The sequence below is a fragment of the Bacteroidota bacterium genome (assembly GCA_016195025.1).
Lineage (GTDB): Bacteria > Bacteroidota > Bacteroidia > Palsa-948 > Palsa-948 > Palsa-948.
The window spans coordinates 31,733-47,704 of sequence record JACQAL010000077.1 but is presented as its reverse complement, the minus strand read 5'-3'; the positions used below and the strand labels follow the sequence as shown (position 1 = coordinate 47,704).

The window sequence follows — 15,972 nt, the reverse complement described above, 5'->3', positions numbered from 1 at the left end:
TGCAAAAATAAATCTAAGCCGCCTTTTTCCTTTTCTCTGCGACAGGAGCACCGTTTTTGTAAGCGCCAAGAATAATTACCAGTTTGGTTTTACGGTATTGTTCGGCTGCTTCCAGCATTTCTTCATGGGTGGCTTTCCATATTTTTATTCCCGAACCCGGGTCAGTGGCGCGGTTGCGAACTTCAAAGTAAAATCCGTCTTTTAATACTGCGGGTTTTGTGGGCGGTCTTCCCCTGTTTCCTCCGCGCGTGTGATTTCGTTTAATATTATTCAGAGCCATAGTATATGTGGTTAATTTCGTAAAGGTAACTTAATAACAATGCAAGAGGAAAATAGTTTTCAGGCAACGGCAGAGAGAAACAAAAATTAATTTCTGAAAAAGAAATCTTACTTGCTCTTGAGCCAGGCAATTGCTTTCTTCTCGTTTGAAAACATTTTGGTGGGAACTTTCGGCTTGTTGAACCTGAGATAGAAATTTCCAAGCATCTTCACGCCAAGAGAATCAACCAGAAGTGCCGCTGCTGCCCTGTACTGTTTGGGCGTTTCGGATGCTCCGAATTTTCTCGCCTCCTCCGATACGCTGATGAAACCGCGCGCGTCTAAAAGCGCCAGGTGTTTTTTGCCGGAAAGTTTTTTTTCAGCCGTGTGAATGGCAAGCATATCTTTCATCTCAACTTTAGCATCGGGCTTGTACTTTACCACAATCAGGTTTTCTTCCTTTAAGAAAACCTCTGCGGTACTGGTCTCTATTTTCATTTTGCATAACGGCAGTATTGACCTACGCCAGTTTTACATTCACTGCGTTGGGTCCTTTCTTGCCTTCGGCAACTTCAAACGTTACATTGTCGTTCTCGTGGATTTTATCTATGATGCCTGAAGAGTGAACAAATATATCTTGTCCATTTTCTCTTTTAATGAAGCCAAAACCTTTTGCTTCATTGTAAAACTTTACTGTTCCTTTTTCCATAAAAATAAATTTTAGCGATTAATAATTAATGGGCAAATATACAACATAAATTGTGAACAGGTATTTTAAGATGCCCAATAGGCAACTATGTATTCAGCGTGAAAACATCGGGCCGTATTTCTACTGCGTTCTGCCCGTTCCTTCCTTCGGTAACTTCAAAAATAACATTGTCGCCATCTTTTATACTACTATCTCCTATTCCGGAAGGGCTCACATTATACTCAGCGCCTGTTTCAAAATCGGTAATCAGCCCGAACCCTTTAAAGCGGTTATAGAATTTCAGTTTTCCTTTTTTCATTTTTTATATTTTAATTATGTTTCATTTTTCTGCTGGCATATCTTTTCCGGAAGAGAATAAAAAACCAATTGGCGTATCAATATCATACAGCCATTGGTATCCTTTTGATTCTTTCCTGCAAAACGGTTCCACTAATCCTTCGATCGTCTTGTATGTTTTTGCGGTGAGGTCGCAAAAAAAATTTACATTATCTGCCGTGGATATTCCTGCGTCATCTGCAGAAGAGCGCAAGATGAGATTACAATTTACCGGGTGAATAAAACCAAGGGAACTTAAGTCAATGGGAGAATCGGAATGCCTTACCATGCGGTTGATGATTCCAAAAAACATTACTGCCTGCGAAGAGTTAAAATCCGAAAGCCGGATAGCATGCTCATCATAGCCGTTTATATTTTTTATAAACTCTAATCTCATTGCTTTTAAAAATTACCTGGCTGCTTTCACCAAAGCGCGTTTTGCAAACCGTCTTTTCATATAATATATTTCCTGAATAATTCTTACAGATGCAGTAAGAATTGCCATTACAAGAAAAATATGGATGAAGCGCCCTTCGTGATAATGGAAATATCCAAGCCCCCATGCGAATGCCGATAGAATTGAAACGACTGAAAATAAATTGTTCATTGATTTTTTGATTAAAAGATTTATTTGATTTTTGGTAATGTAAGTATAATAAACGAGGGAAGAGAGTAAATGGAAAAAGAAACTTGCTTTAGGTCTTGGAGCAATTTACTACCGCACTAAGCAGAACTTAGCGCGTACTGGGAATTAGAAGTGCGGTAAAAGGAATCAAGTTTGTGAGGAGGCAGAGTTTTTCCTCCTCTTGAGGATATGCTCATGTAGTTCGCCAAAGTTTATTGATTTTAAGTTGCGCTTTTTCATAAACGCAAGGAGCTTTTCTGTTTTTTCAATTCCTAATACGCTCACAAGTATTTCTGCCATTTCCATCTGAGTGAGATTTTTTTCTTTGCCGGAAGTTTTCTTTTTCATAAGTGTTAATTTTTATAGATAAACGCTCAGAAACTTTTTTGATTTCAAAATCATGTTTCTTGCCGTCCTTTTCAATCTCAAGAATTTTTCCTTTACTATTTACTTTCACTTTTGCCATCTTATTTTTTCTTGCCGTATGGCTCCATGGGCTCGTTGAGCGTTGATACGATTGGAGTTTGTTTATATTTCTTCTTAGGATTTCTGCTTGTGTGAAAGAAAGAATGAATAACTATTTTGTCTTTTACAATTTCATATACGATAAGAAACGGAAACCTGTTAAGCAATACTTCCCTGAACTTTTTATACTTGCGCTGGAAAAGAAATGGATTCTTTTTTATTGTCTTGAGCAATTGGTCTGCCTCATTCTCAAATGATACACCAAGCCCAATTTGTTTTTCTTCGTAATACCAATATGCATTGGAGTATTCGTCTTCTGCTTTTTCAGTAATAAAAAGATGATACATCTTACCTTCCTGCGCGGGTTCTCTGTTTCACTTCTTCCCACGAAGATGTTTTTAACTTTCCCTGGCGGAAAAGTTTGCTGCGCCTGTCCATTTCTTTTTTTTGCTCATCCGACATTAAGCTTTCACTCTCATCGCCAGAATAAAGTTTGAGCATTTTATAAATTACTTCCAAAACATTTTCTTCCGCTTCATCAACATATTGATGCACTTTTTTGCGGATGGCTGTGGTTGTCATTGTAAAAGAATTTAAAACAAAGATACAAAATAAAACTTAAAATTATTTCTCTCCCGCACTAAGCAGGAGCTTAGCGCGGACTGGGACTAAATCATTCAGTATCCGGACTGAGTCATTGATTTAATGGATTAAACCGTTCAGTCCACCGAATAAAGGATTCATTGCATGGACTGAATCATTTAATCAAAGGACTCAGCAATTCAGTCCAGAGATTGAGTCATTTAATCCATGGACTAAGCCATTCAGTCCAAGGACTAAATCATTTAGTCCCGTCACTAAATCACAGAAACCTTGTTTTTAGTGAAAAAAAGCACTTCCCCAGCATTCCGCGATGCTGGGGAATCGTTCCGCGATGCTGGGGAATCGTTCCGCGATGCCGGGGAAGAATTCCGCGATAATGGGGAATCATTCCGCGATGCTGAGAAATCGTTCCGCGATGCCGGGGAAGCATTCCGCGATGCTGGGGAATCGTTCCGCGATGCCGGGGAAGAATTCCGCGATAATGGGGAATCATTCCGCGATGCTGAGAAATCGTTCCGCGATGCTGGGGAAGCATTCCGCGATGCTGAGAAATCGTTCCGCGATGCTGAGAAAGCATTCCGCGATGCTGGGGAAGCATTCCGCGATGCTGAGAAAGCATTCCGCGATGCTGGGGAAGCATTCCGCGATGCTGAGAAATGGTTCCCCAGTGCTGAGAAAGCATTCCGCGATGCTGAGAAATTATTTCTCAGTGCTGAGAAATCACAGAAACCTTGTTTTTAGTGAAAAAAAGCGCTTCTCCCGCACTCTTGCCTGCCATAGCGGGATTAGCGTGGACTGGGTTAATTAGAAACCTTCTCTACTATTTTATTGAATATTCCTGGACCAACTTCTTTTCCTGAATAACCACTCTTTTGATGAGAATAAATTATTTGTGATGCTTGAACGATAAACTTCTCCTGATTTGCTGGACTAGTTATTTTTCCAATTAATCCAACAATAGACGATAAAGAATTTGTCTTATGAGTATTTACAATATAATTATGCATTTGAGCATTATAATTTTTTACAGCAAGAACTAAAAAGTAAATTAGTAATGAAATAAAAAGCACACGAATGGATATAGATTTAATAAACTCAAACAACAATACAGTATGTGAAAAACTATCAGTTACAATTAATTTTTTATCAGCAAAAGCATTATATGTAACATCAATAAATTCCCCTTTGAAGCAATAAAATATATGACCAATAATTCCTAAAAGAATAATACTTAATGGGACAATACCGCAATACAACCAATAGTTCGCTCTTCTCTTATTATTTAGCGCTTCATCAGAAAATTCAAATTGCTTCTGCCTAATATCTGTTCTCGAAAGCAAATCTTTTAACTTTTTATCAGCGTCACTTAAATTACTTTCCAATTGCTCAATACTCTTTGCGCTTTTTTCTACTTGAGCTGCGCGTATCTCTGCATTCTTTTTATGCTTTTCAAGCTCTTGAAGAAGTGCTTCTATTTTTTTGTCAGCTTCTTTTTTTGAATCTGTATCTATATTTTGTGGAGCGTAAGCTTTTATTAATGGTATTGCATCTATAAGAATTTTTCTGCCAGAGTTTATATGTGCTGCAAAATCATTAACAATGTTCTGCATTTGTCTTTGTGGCGTTTCATTAACATTTAAAGTAGTTTGTTTAATGCGTAACAATAGATTAAATAAACCAGAAAAAATTCCAGTAAATTCATTCAAGATTTCTTTAGGTATATTTTTTATATTTTCCTCATCAATCCCGTCAAGTATTTCTTTTACGGTTCGTAAATAGCTAGTTAGTCCAGTAAAAGTTAATTTTTGGTCTTTACTTTCCAAGAGTTTTACATCTGGAATTTTCTTTATAATGTGAATCTGCTCCTCAAGAGAATATGTCCGAGCATCTCCTTGTGAAAAATCTTGAATAGCTTTTTCTTTATCCATTTTGAACACAAAAAATTAAAAACCCCACTATCACTAGAGGGGTTTCTGTTGTTAGAATTTATTTCTTCTTATCATCCTTCACTTCTTCGAAATCTACATCGGTTACCGCCTCATCTTTTTTTGTTTCACCGTTGGTTTGTCCGTTCGTATGCGACTGTTCACTTGTTCCCTTGTCCCCTGTCCCTTGTCCCTGTTGTTGTGCCTTATATATGTCTTCACTTGCGGCATGCCAGGCGGTGTTGAGCGCGGCAAGAGTGGTTTCAATCTTAGCCAAATCTTTTTCCTTGTGCGCGTCTTTCAAATCGCTCAGGGCTTTTTGTATGGCTTCTTTTTTATCGGCAGGTATCTTTTCTCCAAACTCTTTCATTTGTTTTTCTGTCTGGAAAATCATTGCATCGGCAGCGTTCACTTTTTCCACTTCTTCTTTTGCTTTCTTGTCGCTCTCCGCGTTGGCTTCTGCTTCCTGCTTCATCTTTTTAATTTCGGCATCGCTCAGTCCGCTCTTTGCTTCAATGCGTATGTTCTGAGATTTTCCGGTGGCTTTGTCTTTTGCAGTTACCGCCAAAATTCCGTTCGCGTCAATATCAAACGTTACTTCTATCTGCGGCACTCCGCGGGGTGCGGGCGGAATTCCGTCCAGAATAAATCTTCCGAGTGTGCGGTTGTCTTTCGCCATCGGGCGCTCGCCTTGCAGAATATGTATCTCAACAGATGGCTGACTATCTGCCGCTGTAGAAAATGTTTCTGACTTTTTGCTGGGTATGGTTGTGTTTGCTTCTATCAGTTTTGTCATCACACTTCCCATGGTCTCAATTCCGAGAGTTAATGGAGTAACATCGAGCAGGAGAACATCCTTTACATCTCCTGTTAATACTCCGCCTTGAATCGCTGCGCCCACCGCTACCACCTCGTCAGGGTTCACGCCTTTGTGCGGTTCCCTTCCGAAGAAATTCTTAACCATCTCCTGCACCTTGGGCATGCGGGTCATTCCGCCAACAAGAATCACTTCGTTGATGTCGGTATTTTTTACTCCTGCATCCGCCATGGCTTTTTTGCAGGGCTCGAGTGCGCGCTTCAAAAGGTCATCGCACATCTGCTCGAACTTTGCGCGGGTAAGAGTTTTTACTAAGTGCTTCGGCACACCATCCACGGGCATGATGTACGGTAAATTTATTTCTGCCTGCGTTGAAGAGGACAGTTCGATCTTCGCGCGCTCTGCCGCTTCTTTCAAACGCTGAAGCGCCATCGGGTCTTTGCGCAGGTCCAGTCCTTCGTCTTTTTTGAATTCATCGGCAAGCCATTCCACTATTTTCTGGTCGAAGTCATCTCCGCCCAAAAAAGTATCTCCGTTGGTGGATTTCACTTCAAACACTCCGTCTCCTAATTCGAGAATGGAAATATCAAAAGTTCCTCCTCCCAAATCGAACACGGCAATCTTGCTGTCTTTATTTTTCTTGTCGAGTCCGTATGCAAGCGCTGCGGCTGTGGGCTCGTTGATGATGCGCATTACTTTCAGTCCTGCAATTTCTCCGGCTTCTTTCGTTGCCTGCCGTTGCGAATCGTTGAAGTACGCGGGAACGGTGATCACCGCTTCGGTGACTGTCTGCCCCAGATAATCTTCAGCGGTCTTCTTCATCTTCTGAAGAATGAGCGCAGAAACTTCCTGCGGAGAAAATTTGCGGTCGTCAATCACCACGCGCGGAACTCCGTTATCTCCCGCCACAACTTTATAAGGAATATGTTTCATCGCTTCATTAATTTCTGCCATGTTGTGGCCAATGAAACGCTTGATGGAATACACGGTATGTTTTGGATTTGTTACTGCCTGGCGTTTTGCAGGGTCGCCCACTTTGCGCTCCCCGTCTTTCATGAACGCCACAATCGAAGGAGTTGTTCGTTTCCCTTCGCTGTTAGGAATCACAACAGGGTCGCTGCCTTCCATAACGGCTACGCACGAGTTGGTTGTTCCAAGGTCAATTCCGATAATCTTTCCCATAATTATAATTTTTAATTGTTTTGTGTTTCTATTTTCCCTACTAAATTACCAATCAGTACTAATTTACTAATAACAGCCATTTTGGTTTTTGTATTTAGAGTTTTTGTTTTCATTGGTACATTAGTAATGATTCGTATTTGGTAGATGGCAAGTCAACTACTTTGCCACCGCTCAAAGGAGAAACTTTTCAGGATATTATGACATGATAATGGTCAGAAATATGACAGGCGGGAGGTGATATTAATAAGGTATGACACAATGACTATGGAAGATGTAAGATGGACAATGGCAGATGTATTTCCCTCTAAAGCGAAGTACAATCTGACCTTATACATTTTCCATTAAGCGCTTCACCTTCTCCTCAATCATATCCCTCACCTTCCTGAACTCATCCTTATCCATATCCTTCGGCTGAGGAATTTGCCAGTCAAGGCGGTGCTTTGCAGGAATAAAAGGACAATCATCTCCGCAGCCCATGGTGATTACATATTCAAAGGCCTCACCCTGACCCTCTCCGAAGGAGAGGGAGTTCATAACCTCTTCTAAAGATTTTGATTTGTGAGTAGTGAGGTCGTATCCGATTTCTTTCATTGCCTCAATCGCTTTAGGGTTTATTTTACCAGAAGGTTTTGATCCCGCACTAAAGACTTGTATTGTCCCCTCTCCTTCGGAGAGGGTTAGGGAGAGGCGTGCAAACGCTTCAGCCATCTGGCTTCGGTTGGAATTTTCTACGCAGACGAAAAGAATCTTTTTCATAATCAACGAATGCAAAAATAATTTAGAAAACTCAGAGGACAGAGTTCATGATATAAAATATTCCAGCGGCTAAAATTCCGGTAACAGGAATCGTGAGTATCCATGCCCAAAGAAGTTCACGCGTCACTCCCCATTTCACTGCGGATAATCTTTTGATTGCGCCCACTCCGATAATCGAACCGGTGATAACGTGCGTGGTGCTGACAGGAATTCCCAGCGCGCCTGTTCCGAAAAGAGTAATGGCGCCTGCAGTGTTAGCAGAAAATCCTTCGAACTGCCGCATCTTGGTAATTTTTTGTCCCATCGTTTTTATAATTCGCCATCCACCGAAAAGTGTTCCAAAAGAAATTGCAGTGTAACATCCAAGCGGCACCCAATCGGGAAGATGCGCTATATCCGGAATTAATTTTTGCGAGATGAGCGCTGCAGCAATAACACCCATAACTTTCTGCGCATCGTTTCCTCCATGTCCCAAACTATATGCAGCGGCAGATAAAAGTTGAAAACGTTTAAAAACTTTATCCACTTTCGATGGACTGAATCTTTTACAAATGTGCATTGTAATTACTGAGATGAGAGCGGAAATTATCATCCCGATGACCGGAGCAAGAACGATAAACGCTATCGGTGGAAGAACTTTATCAAGGTTGATGGCATTAAATCCTCCAAGCGCAATTCCTGCTCCTGCAAATCCTCCTATGAGCGTGTGCGATGAAGAAGAAGGAATTCCTTTCCACCAGGTAAATAAATTCCAGATGATGGCAGCAGATAAACCGGAAGCGATGACGGTTAAATTTACAGAATCAGATTTTACAATTTTAGAAACAGAATCGGCAACATGTAATTTGAATAACCAGAACGCAGCAAAATTAAAAACCGCTGCCCAAATTACCGCCTGCAATGGCGAAAGAACTTTTGTAGATACAACTGTTGCAATGGAATTTGCAGCATCGTGAAATCCGTTAATGAAATCAAATATGAAGGCAATTGCGATGACTATGTATAGAAATTCAATGTGCATAAATTATTAGTTAATATAAATTACAGTCAGATAAATTTTTTTTGCACAGATAAAATAATGCCAAAACACAAATGTATGCGAATGATGCTAATATTTTTATTCGCGGTATTCGCATCTGTTCGCATTGTTTGCATTAGTTTATCTTGGCTGCTGAACGATTAATTATTTTTTACCACAATTTGTTCGAGCACATTTGCCGCATCTTCGCATTTATCAGTGGCGGCTTCCAGTGCGTGAAGAACTTCTTTCAGTTTGATAAGTTTAACTGCATCTTTTTCTTCTTCGAACAAACGCGCAATGGTCATGTCAAAAATATCGTCCGCGTGATTTTCAATGCTGTTTATTTTCACACATGCTTCCTTTATTTTGCTTACTCCTTTCATGTTTCTTAAAACAATAATAGCTGCGTGCAGTTCCTGAACTCCCTGCATAATAAGTTCGGATAATTTTATCATTGGTGTTGTGATTTCCTCCACATTGTATAAATCAATCCGCTTGGAAGCTCCGTGAATAAAATCCGCAATGTCATCGAGCGCGGAAGCAAGCGAGTGAATATCCTCCCTGTCAAAGGGAGTAATGAAGGTAGAGTTCAGGTCGTTGAAAATATCGTGCGTGAGATTATCTCCAACATGCTCGAAGCGCTCCACTTCTTTGAAATGCTCTTTTCTTTTTTCATGATTGGTTTGCGTGAGCGCGCTGTTCAGCGCTTTGGCAATGTGTACAAGATTCTCTGATGATTTTTCAAACAACGTGAAAAATCTTTTTTCCTGAGGGATAAGAAATTGAAGGAAGTTTGCCATAATTATTTAATTTTTATTTTCTGTTACAAATGAATTGATTTATTTTGTTCTCCGTGTTAAGCGAATGTTAAATATTAAAACTTCCAGAACATTGTTACGCGGTAATCCATATCGCTTCCGCTCGCCTGCACTCCTTTGCCTGCCGGATTCGCGCTTGTTGTCAGCGGAGCATTTTCTTTATAGCTGTTTATCCAAATGTTCGGCATAATATGAAACTGCGGAATGGGAGAATAATCTATTCCAACTATGAAAAAGGTTTCTGAAACGTGATAGGAAGTGCTGGTATATTTCAGAGCGGAATTAAAATTTTTATCAGGATTATATGAATCGTATCGCACAAATACGCCAAGCAGCGGAACATTTTTATCATTCACTTTTTTCGAAAGAAGATTTGCTTTTGCGAAAAAAGAAATTCCAAACGGCTTCACGCTAACCGTATCTTTTTTGCTTGGGTCGGGAACTTTTGCAGTATCCTGGTGAAAAGAATAATTTTTCCATTCGCCTGCAATCACTTCAGCGCCAATCAAAAATTTTTCCTGCTGCCACGCAATAAATGCTTTCGTGAGCATTTTACTTTTTGTGCTGTGCTCTAATCCCGGGCCATTCGGAGATAATTGCGTCAGCTCATAATCACTGTACAAATCTAAAATCAAACGCTTGTTTAAAAATTTCGCCCACAGATTTCCGTAAAAGCGTTTGAAGTTGTCGTTCTCGGGCTTTCCACCGTTATCATTTCCCATCATTGCTTCATAACCAACTTTTCCATCCTTATATTTTCCCTGCAGAGAAAGTCCGAAATCATTTGAAGAAGCCAATCCTCTCATATCGGAAATTGTTTTCTCCACCCAGCGATGCCCGTAAATTGCTTCGGTGAAAGTTCCCCAGGTTGGAGTTGCCTGCTGTCCGAACACTGCATCCGTTCCTTTGAAAATATTTTTCCAGCGGATGTTTGCTGCCTTAATATAAACAGTGCGCTGCCCTGCCGCATCAAGTCCTGTGTTGCTTTCGTGTGATAACAAAAACTGCGCGCTGAATTTTTCCGTGAAGTTATAATCGTATCCTAAATAAATTCTGCGGAACTCAAAGGAAGAATATTTATTGTCATAGCCATTCGCGAACGCATATTGCGCTTTGCTGGGATAGGTGCGCAGGTTGGTTGAATCAGGGCTCGATGCTTTGTATTGGAAATCACCGAACACCTGCCCGGAAAATTTTCCCGATGGTTTAAATTCTTCTTTTGCCTTTGTCGTGTCTTGCGCTTTAAGTTGCAATAATGCTGAAAGTAAAATAAGAGAGGAGTAAATTTTCTTTTTCATTTGATTTATTTTTTGTAAAGGTGGATTAATAACTGAATTCTTGTGTTAAGGAAATGTTAAGATTTCTTTTATAAAAAAATTGTACCTTTATATACGTAATGATGAGAGCATTCAAATCCATATTGCTGATTTTTGTTTTCGGAGTTTATTCTTTCACCTTCAAAACTCATTACTGCTTTTATCCCAGCGGGGAAAGATTTCACGGTGATTGTCAGGCGCACATTAAAAAATCTTCAGGGAGAAATTTATATCCCAATCATTATATCTGCTATGATTTCCTGAAAAACGCGCAAACGACCAAGTCGGATAATTCATTTATTAAAATTTCATCACAGAAAGTTTTCATAGCAGAAAATAATTTTCAAAATGTAAAACCTATTTATATTTCTGATTTTTTTGTCCTTCCTGAATTTAATTGCCGTGGCGGACCACCGCTGACTTTCATTTCTCTTCGCGCTCCTCCATTCTGTTAGTTAACCGGAATTTTTTACCGGCACGAATTGTATTTTTCATTTTTAACTTTTAAATTATTTATTATGAATAAAGAAAATAGCATCAAACTATTTATACTGCTTGGTTTCCTGGTTTTATTTCTCACCGGAAGCCGTTTTCACGCGGAAGGTTTGAAAGCAGAATGCAGCGAAGGGAAATGCTCTAAACCCGATGAGCACGGGGAATTAAATTATCACGAACGGTTTCATATTTTATCTGACGACAATTTTGCAATTTGCACAGTGAAAAGCTGCGCGAACTTCTGGGAAGCAAACGCAACCGGAATGACTTTCGCAATTATAATCGGAGGAGCAGCGCTTTCGCTTTTGCTTTCATGGAAAAAGTTCGAGAAAATTTTATCGCTGAAAGGAATTAAAGGCGCAGCACTTGGAAGCATTTTCGGAATGCCGCTGAATATGTGCGCGAATTGTTCTGCGGTTACAAGCGTGAGTATGACTTCGCAAAACGGAAGCGCGGAAGCAACGCTCGGAATAATTTTAGGCGGAGCATTGCTCAACTTCATCGGCATTGTAACTATGTTCGGATTGTTTCATCCCGCTGTTGTGATTTCAAGAATTGTTTTCAGCGCGATAATGATTTTAATTGTTGTGCCGTTTATTGCACGCTGGGTAAAAAAACCTTCGGAAGAAAAAGTAGTGCAAAGCCCGCTCTTTAATCAAATCTCCTGCTACTTTCCGGAAAAATCTTTCGCGCAAACAATAATTAAATCAACGGAGGACTGGCTGATTGCTGTCGGAAGTATCGCCTGGAAATTAATTCCACTGATGTTGCTCGGCACGCTGCTCACCGCCATCTTCCGCGTAATTTTTCCGAATGAATTTCTTCAGCACATCACATCTTACAATTCAATTATTGTCATCGGAATTATTTCCTTCATCGGAACATTGCTTTCCATTCCCGTGATGTTTGAAATTCTTCTCGGAACTATTTTACTTCATCTTGGGTTTTCAAACGGAGCCATTGCAGCTATGGTTTTCACTGCGCCATCGTTTGGATTATTCACGCTCGTTCTCACAAAAGAAAAGTTAGGAGGATTGAAAGTGCCGTTGATTTTAATCGCAGTCACTTTTATTTTTGGAATCGGTGCGGGATTATTAACGGAAACATTAACTAAATTTTTCTAACTATGATAAAAACGATTTCAGGAATAATTTTATTCCTCGCGCAAATAGGCCTTGCCATGTTTTATAACAGCACCATTGACTTGAAAATAATTTCAAGCGCTGCCGGAATCATATTCATTTATATTCTCTACCGCTTCTTCACAAAAAAATATGATAGCTGCGAGATAAATTAAATTATTGTTAAGAATTTATTATTTCCTCTTGTATTCAGGAATGAGTTTATTTTTGTTGCGTGAATTCTGAGTATAAAATATTGCTGGTGGACGATGAGCCCGACATTTTAGAATTTCTTTCCTACAACCTGAGAAAAGAAAATTATTTTGTACTTACCTCTTCTAACGGAAAAGAAGCAATATCCATAGCGGGAAAAGAAATTCCACAACTCATCGTGCTGGATGTAATGATGCCTGAAATGAATGGTATGGAAGTTTGCCGCGAACTCCGCAAGAATCAAAAGCTAAAAGACACTCTGATTGCTTTTCTCACCGCGCGCAATGAAGATTACTCGCAGATTTCAGGATTTGATTCGGGAGCGGATGATTATATTACGAAGCCAATCAAGCCAAGCGTTTTCATCAGCCGTGTGAAAGCATTGTTGAGAAGGGCTGCTTCTTCCTCTGTTGATGAGATCGGAGGAATAAAAATTGACCGGGAAAAATATTTAGTCGGCAAGAATGGAAAAGAATTTTCTCTTCCGAAAAAAGAATTTGAATTGCTCGCATTGCTCACTTCAAAACCCGGAAGAGTTTTTCGAAGAGAAGAAATTTTAGAAAGGGTTTGGGGAAATGAAGTTGTTGTGGGTGACCGCACCATTGATGTTCACATCCGCAAGCTAAGAGAAAAATTGGGTGAAGAATATTTTCAAACGGTGAAAGGAGTTGGATATAAATTTGAGTTTTAATTTCTGCTATGTATACGATTATCGTCATTTTATTAACTGCAATTAGTTCCATAGTGATTGTATGGTTTATTATAAAAATATTTGTAATCGAAAAAATAAAAAAGGAATCCGAACAAATCAAATCTCAGCGAAAAGAAGAAATTGAACGGCTCAATGAGTTGGAAAATTATCGCAAGGAATTTTTAGGAAATGTTTCGCACGAATTAAAAACTCCCATCTTCAATATTCAAGGATATATTTCTACTTTATTAGATGGAGGTCTTGAAGACAAAACCATCAACCTTGATTATCTTGTGCGCTCTATGAAGAGTGTGGACCGAATGATTGCCATTGTGGAAGATTTGCAAACCATTACTCAATTAGAAAAAGGAGAATTAGAAATTGAAGAAGAAAGATTTGATATAATAGCATTGACAAAAGACGCAATTGATTCTGAAGAAATGAAAGCAAAAGAGAAAAAAATTTCCATTGAACTGGCAAATGATTCCACTCAGCAGATTTTTGTTCTTGCAGATAAATTCAGAATACGGCAGGTGATTGCTAATCTCATAGTGAATTCCATCCGCTACGGAAAAGAAAACGGAAAGACCACAATAAAAATTTCTGATGCCGGAGAAAAAATAATTGTAGAGATTGCCGATTCAGGGATTGGAATTCCGAAAGAACATTTACCAAGAGTGTTTGAACGATTTTACAGAGTGGATAAATCCCGCTCGCGCGAACAAGGCGGGACAGGACTTGGACTATCAATCGTAAAACACATTCTCGAAGCGCACGGGCAAACTATTGATGTAATGAGCACGGAAGGCGCGGGCTCGGTTTTTTCTTTCACTTTAAAGAAAGGATGAATTCATCCACTGCATTTTTAAATTCTTCGCCCAAGTAATTTTCTATAAAGCCGGAATACTTTTCAGATTCTTTCAATGCAACTTCCAAATCAAACTTCTTCTGCGAAACCGAATACGCAATTTTCGTTTCTGAAAAATACTTGGCAAGATATTCCTGTTCGGTTTGTCCGGGAGTGGGAACAAAGATTGCTTTCTTGCCGAGCACTGCTAAATCCATAATAGTAGAATATCCCGGGCGCGATAAAATAATTTCAGATGAAAAAATTTCTTTTTGTAATTCTTCAGTTGCGAAATAAGAAACTATTGAAACATTTTCAGATATTTTCTTTCGTTCATTCTTCTCAGTAATCCCCTGAACAATCAGAACACTTTTTTTCATAGACGAAACTTGTTCGATTATTTTTTTCTCAAATAAAGTTCGCTGTGGCTCAGGACCGGTTAATATTATAAGAATGTCATTTCGAGAGGAGTCAAGAAATCTTTTTTTTGATGAGGCAAATCTGGAAAGTATTCCAATGTATTTTGCATTCTTCGGCAAAGAAAATTTATGAGATAAATCTCCTGATAGATTATTTTTTTCTGGCACATCCGGAATCCAACAATCAGAATATTTTGAAATATATTTTTTATTCAACCTATAAATTAATTTTTCTCCAAAAGGAGATTTAACCATGAGTTGATGTGTAATAAAAACACATGGCACTTCCCTGCTCCACAATCCAAACCGGTTATCCGAAATCACTGCATCTATTTTTTTTTCTTTGATTATTTTTTTCAGTTGTTCATGCTCGCGTTTTATTCCTGAAAGTATTTTTGGAATCTGCGCAGCCATTTTCAAAACCATGGAGCCATTCTTCGGATAAGAAATATTATAGCCGCTAATTATCACGAATTGGCACGAAGGGAATTCTTTTTGCAAAAGTTGAAGCATCCTTCCGTCTGCACTGATAATCACTTCACATTTTTTTCCCAATAAATATTTTATAATCGGAATGCAGCGTGTGGCATGTCCGAGTCCCCAATCAAGCGGTGCGACTAAAATTCTCATGGTGCGGATAACTAATCTCTGCGAATCTACGAATTAGGAATGTCTTTGATTCGTAGATTCGCGCTTATGCCAAAAAATAAACTCCAACGGTTTGCTGAACTGAAAACATTTGAGAATGTGTTTGAATTTTTATTTACGGAACGTCTTACTGATTTTAAGTTGAAAGGAAAATGGAATTCGGAATATTTCAAAAATGAAAATCCGATTGTGCTGGAACTTGGCTGCGGGAAAGGAGAATACTCTATTGGCTTGGCGGAAAAATATCCCAAAAAAAACTTTATTGGGATTGATATAAAAGGAGCGCGGATATGGAGAGGTTCGAAAAACGCACAGGAGAAAAAACTTTCCAATGTTTGTTTTCTCAGAACACAAATTGAATTTATTGAAAGTTGTTTTTCAAAAGATGAAGTAAACGAAATCTGGATTACATTTCCTGATCCTCAGCCAAACAAAGAAAAGAAACGGCTCACACATCCTATCTTTTTAAACCGCTACAAAAATATTTTGAAACCTAATGGAATTATTCATTTAAAGACAGACAGCACAGAGCTTTATGAGTTTACTTTAGAAGTAATAGCAGAAAATAAATTAAAACTTCTGGATTCAACAATCGATTTATATGGGAATTCAAATTCTGAAAGAGATGAAGTTAAAATGATAAAAACACACTATGAAAAATTATTCACTGCGCAGGGAAAGAAAATAACTTATTTGCAATTCCAATTGTAAATACGCTTAATAAATTC

The 15,972-nt window shown here is 39.0% G+C and carries 23 protein-coding genes; 7 read left to right on the top strand and 16 right to left on the bottom strand.

Annotated features, from left to right (window positions below):
• Positions 1-13 precede the first annotated feature (13 nt).
• The 9 genes from HY063_15110 to HY063_15070 all read right to left on the bottom strand — a co-directional run bounded on the left by HY063_15110 (position 14) and on the right by HY063_15070 (position 2,954).
• Positions 14-280, bottom strand: a complete 267-nt coding sequence (locus HY063_15110) for a hypothetical protein (GenBank protein MBI3503114.1) — start codon at positions 278-280, stop codon at positions 14-16.
• A gap of 107 nt (positions 281-387) precedes the next feature.
• Positions 388-756 carry a hypothetical protein gene (locus HY063_15105; protein MBI3503113.1) on the bottom strand — a complete coding sequence of 123 codons (369 nt, stop codon included), beginning with the start codon at positions 754-756 and terminating at the stop codon, positions 388-390.
• 22 nt (positions 757-778) lie between these two features.
• Positions 779-967: a cold-shock protein gene (locus tag HY063_15100; GenBank protein ID MBI3503112.1), complete on the bottom strand. Its 189-nt coding sequence runs from the start codon at positions 965-967 to the stop codon at positions 779-781.
• An 85-nt stretch (positions 968-1,052) separates the two neighbouring features.
• Positions 1,053-1,265 (bottom strand): cold-shock protein, encoded by a 213-nt coding sequence (locus HY063_15095; GenBank protein MBI3503111.1) that lies wholly within the window; start codon positions 1,263-1,265, stop codon positions 1,053-1,055.
• A gap of 21 nt (positions 1,266-1,286) precedes the next feature.
• On the bottom strand, positions 1,287-1,679 hold the full coding sequence (locus HY063_15090) for a hypothetical protein (GenBank protein MBI3503110.1): 393 nt from the start codon (positions 1,677-1,679) through the stop codon (positions 1,287-1,289).
• A 12-nt stretch (positions 1,680-1,691) separates the two neighbouring features.
• The gene (locus tag HY063_15085; protein ID MBI3503109.1) at positions 1,692-1,889 is read right to left on the bottom strand and encodes a hypothetical protein; all 198 of its coding nucleotides are present in this window, start codon (positions 1,887-1,889) and stop codon (positions 1,692-1,694) included.
• A gap of 165 nt (positions 1,890-2,054) precedes the next feature.
• Positions 2,055-2,255, bottom strand: a complete 201-nt coding sequence (locus HY063_15080; protein ID MBI3503108.1) for a hypothetical protein — start codon at positions 2,253-2,255, stop codon at positions 2,055-2,057.
• A gap of 119 nt (positions 2,256-2,374) precedes the next feature.
• Positions 2,375-2,719: a type II toxin-antitoxin system RelE/ParE family toxin gene (locus HY063_15075; protein MBI3503107.1), complete on the bottom strand. Its 345-nt coding sequence runs from the start codon at positions 2,717-2,719 to the stop codon at positions 2,375-2,377.
• Between the two features lies 1 nt (position 2,720).
• On the bottom strand, positions 2,721-2,954 hold the full coding sequence (locus tag HY063_15070; GenBank protein MBI3503106.1) for an addiction module protein: 234 nt from the start codon (positions 2,952-2,954) through the stop codon (positions 2,721-2,723).
• Positions 2,955-3,254: 300 nt separating this feature from the next.
• Between HY063_15070 and HY063_15065 the strand changes: the two genes are divergently transcribed.
• Positions 3,255-3,716: a hypothetical protein gene (locus HY063_15065; protein MBI3503105.1), complete on the top strand. Its 462-nt coding sequence runs from the start codon at positions 3,255-3,257 to the stop codon at positions 3,714-3,716.
• Between the two features lie 59 nt (positions 3,717-3,775).
• On the opposite strand, the gene HY063_15060 is transcribed toward HY063_15065, so the two are convergent.
• The 6 genes from HY063_15060 to HY063_15035 form a co-directional block, all read right to left on the bottom strand.
• Positions 3,776-4,903 carry a hypothetical protein gene (locus tag HY063_15060; protein ID MBI3503104.1) on the bottom strand — a complete coding sequence of 376 codons (1,128 nt, stop codon included), beginning with the start codon at positions 4,901-4,903 and terminating at the stop codon, positions 3,776-3,778.
• Between the two features lie 58 nt (positions 4,904-4,961).
• Positions 4,962-6,899, bottom strand: coding sequence for a molecular chaperone DnaK (gene dnaK / locus HY063_15055; protein MBI3503103.1), 1,938 nt, complete (start codon positions 6,897-6,899; stop codon positions 4,962-4,964).
• Between the two features lie 327 nt (positions 6,900-7,226).
• Complete coding sequence (locus HY063_15050) at positions 7,227-7,655, bottom strand: arsenate reductase ArsC (protein MBI3503102.1); 429 nt, start codon at positions 7,653-7,655, stop codon at positions 7,227-7,229.
• A gap of 31 nt (positions 7,656-7,686) precedes the next feature.
• A complete protein-coding gene (locus tag HY063_15045) occupies positions 7,687-8,670 on the bottom strand; it encodes an inorganic phosphate transporter (GenBank protein ID MBI3503101.1) in 984 nt (327 codons plus the stop codon).
• A gap of 164 nt (positions 8,671-8,834) precedes the next feature.
• Entirely contained in the window at positions 8,835-9,476 is a 642-nt protein-coding gene (locus tag HY063_15040; GenBank protein ID MBI3503100.1) for a DUF47 domain-containing protein, read from the bottom strand.
• Between the two features lie 74 nt (positions 9,477-9,550).
• Positions 9,551-10,792 (bottom strand): hypothetical protein, encoded by a 1,242-nt coding sequence (locus tag HY063_15035; GenBank protein ID MBI3503099.1) that lies wholly within the window; start codon positions 10,790-10,792, stop codon positions 9,551-9,553.
• Positions 10,793-10,890: 98 nt separating this feature from the next.
• Here HY063_15035 and HY063_15030 point away from each other — a divergent pair, with 98 nt between their 5' ends.
• The 5 genes from HY063_15030 (at position 10,891) to HY063_15010 (ending at position 14,178) form a co-directional block, all read left to right on the top strand.
• On the top strand, positions 10,891-11,265 hold the full coding sequence (locus HY063_15030; GenBank protein ID MBI3503098.1) for a hypothetical protein: 375 nt from the start codon (positions 10,891-10,893) through the stop codon (positions 11,263-11,265).
• Between the two features lie 63 nt (positions 11,266-11,328).
• Positions 11,329-12,429 carry a permease gene (locus tag HY063_15025; protein ID MBI3503097.1) on the top strand — a complete coding sequence of 367 codons (1,101 nt, stop codon included), beginning with the start codon at positions 11,329-11,331 and terminating at the stop codon, positions 12,427-12,429.
• 2 nt (positions 12,430-12,431) lie between these two features.
• Positions 12,432-12,602, top strand: coding sequence for a hypothetical protein (locus HY063_15020; protein ID MBI3503096.1), 171 nt, complete (start codon positions 12,432-12,434; stop codon positions 12,600-12,602).
• Between the two features lie 59 nt (positions 12,603-12,661).
• Entirely contained in the window at positions 12,662-13,330 is a 669-nt protein-coding gene (locus tag HY063_15015) for a response regulator transcription factor (GenBank protein MBI3503095.1), read from the top strand.
• Positions 13,331-13,338: 8 nt separating this feature from the next.
• Positions 13,339-14,178: a sensor histidine kinase gene (locus tag HY063_15010; protein MBI3503094.1), complete on the top strand. Its 840-nt coding sequence runs from the start codon at positions 13,339-13,341 to the stop codon at positions 14,176-14,178.
• On the opposite strand, the gene HY063_15005 is transcribed toward HY063_15010, so the two are convergent.
• Positions 14,159-15,226, bottom strand: a complete 1,068-nt coding sequence (locus tag HY063_15005) for a glycosyltransferase (GenBank protein MBI3503093.1) — start codon at positions 15,224-15,226, stop codon at positions 14,159-14,161. The two genes, HY063_15010 and HY063_15005, sit on opposite strands and share 20 nt — an antisense overlap.
• Before the next feature lie 66 nt (positions 15,227-15,292).
• Here HY063_15005 and trmB point away from each other — a divergent pair, with 66 nt between their 5' ends.
• A complete protein-coding gene (gene trmB, locus HY063_15000) occupies positions 15,293-15,955 on the top strand; it encodes a tRNA (guanosine(46)-N7)-methyltransferase TrmB (GenBank protein MBI3503092.1) in 663 nt (220 codons plus the stop codon).
• The last annotated feature ends 17 nt before the right edge of the window (positions 15,956-15,972 follow it).

What these genes read in the sequence shown, in the direction of transcription:
- HY063_15110 (MBI3503114.1), bottom strand. Translation starts at nt 280, where the DNA reads ATGGCTCTGAATAATATTAAACGAAATCACACGCGCGGAGGAAACAGG.
- HY063_15105 (MBI3503113.1), bottom strand. Translation starts at nt 756, where the DNA reads ATGAAAATAGAGACCAGTACCGCAGAGGTTTTCTTAAAGGAAGAAAAC.
- HY063_15100 (MBI3503112.1), bottom strand. Translation starts at nt 967, where the DNA reads ATGGAAAAAGGAACAGTAAAGTTTTACAATGAAGCAAAAGGTTTTGGC.
- HY063_15095 (MBI3503111.1), bottom strand. Translation starts at nt 1,265, where the DNA reads ATGAAAAAAGGAAAACTGAAATTCTATAACCGCTTTAAAGGGTTCGGG.
- HY063_15090 (MBI3503110.1), bottom strand. Translation starts at nt 1,679, where the DNA reads ATGAGATTAGAGTTTATAAAAAATATAAACGGCTATGATGAGCATGCT.
- HY063_15085 (MBI3503109.1), bottom strand. Translation starts at nt 1,889, where the DNA reads ATGAACAATTTATTTTCAGTCGTTTCAATTCTATCGGCATTCGCATGG.
- HY063_15080 (MBI3503108.1), bottom strand. Translation starts at nt 2,255, where the DNA reads ATGAAAAAGAAAACTTCCGGCAAAGAAAAAAATCTCACTCAGATGGAA.
- HY063_15075 (MBI3503107.1), bottom strand. Translation starts at nt 2,719, where the DNA reads ATGTATCATCTTTTTATTACTGAAAAAGCAGAAGACGAATACTCCAAT.
- HY063_15070 (MBI3503106.1), bottom strand. Translation starts at nt 2,954, where the DNA reads ATGACAACCACAGCCATCCGCAAAAAAGTGCATCAATATGTTGATGAA.
- HY063_15060 (MBI3503104.1), bottom strand. Translation starts at nt 4,903, where the DNA reads ATGGATAAAGAAAAAGCTATTCAAGATTTTTCACAAGGAGATGCTCGG.
- dnaK (MBI3503103.1), bottom strand. Translation starts at nt 6,899, where the DNA reads ATGGGAAAGATTATCGGAATTGACCTTGGAACAACCAACTCGTGCGTA.
- HY063_15050 (MBI3503102.1), bottom strand. Translation starts at nt 7,655, where the DNA reads ATGAAAAAGATTCTTTTCGTCTGCGTAGAAAATTCCAACCGAAGCCAG.
- HY063_15040 (MBI3503100.1), bottom strand. Translation starts at nt 9,476, where the DNA reads ATGGCAAACTTCCTTCAATTTCTTATCCCTCAGGAAAAAAGATTTTTC.
- HY063_15035 (MBI3503099.1), bottom strand. Translation starts at nt 10,792, where the DNA reads ATGAAAAAGAAAATTTACTCCTCTCTTATTTTACTTTCAGCATTATTG.
- HY063_15030 (MBI3503098.1), top strand. Translation starts at nt 10,891, where the DNA reads ATGATGAGAGCATTCAAATCCATATTGCTGATTTTTGTTTTCGGAGTT.
- HY063_15025 (MBI3503097.1), top strand. Translation starts at nt 11,329, where the DNA reads ATGAATAAAGAAAATAGCATCAAACTATTTATACTGCTTGGTTTCCTG.
- HY063_15020 (MBI3503096.1), top strand. Translation starts at nt 12,432, where the DNA reads ATGATAAAAACGATTTCAGGAATAATTTTATTCCTCGCGCAAATAGGC.
- HY063_15010 (MBI3503094.1), top strand. Translation starts at nt 13,339, where the DNA reads ATGTATACGATTATCGTCATTTTATTAACTGCAATTAGTTCCATAGTG.
- HY063_15005 (MBI3503093.1), bottom strand. Translation starts at nt 15,226, where the DNA reads ATGAGAATTTTAGTCGCACCGCTTGATTGGGGACTCGGACATGCCACA.
- trmB (MBI3503092.1), top strand. Translation starts at nt 15,293, where the DNA reads ATGCCAAAAAATAAACTCCAACGGTTTGCTGAACTGAAAACATTTGAG.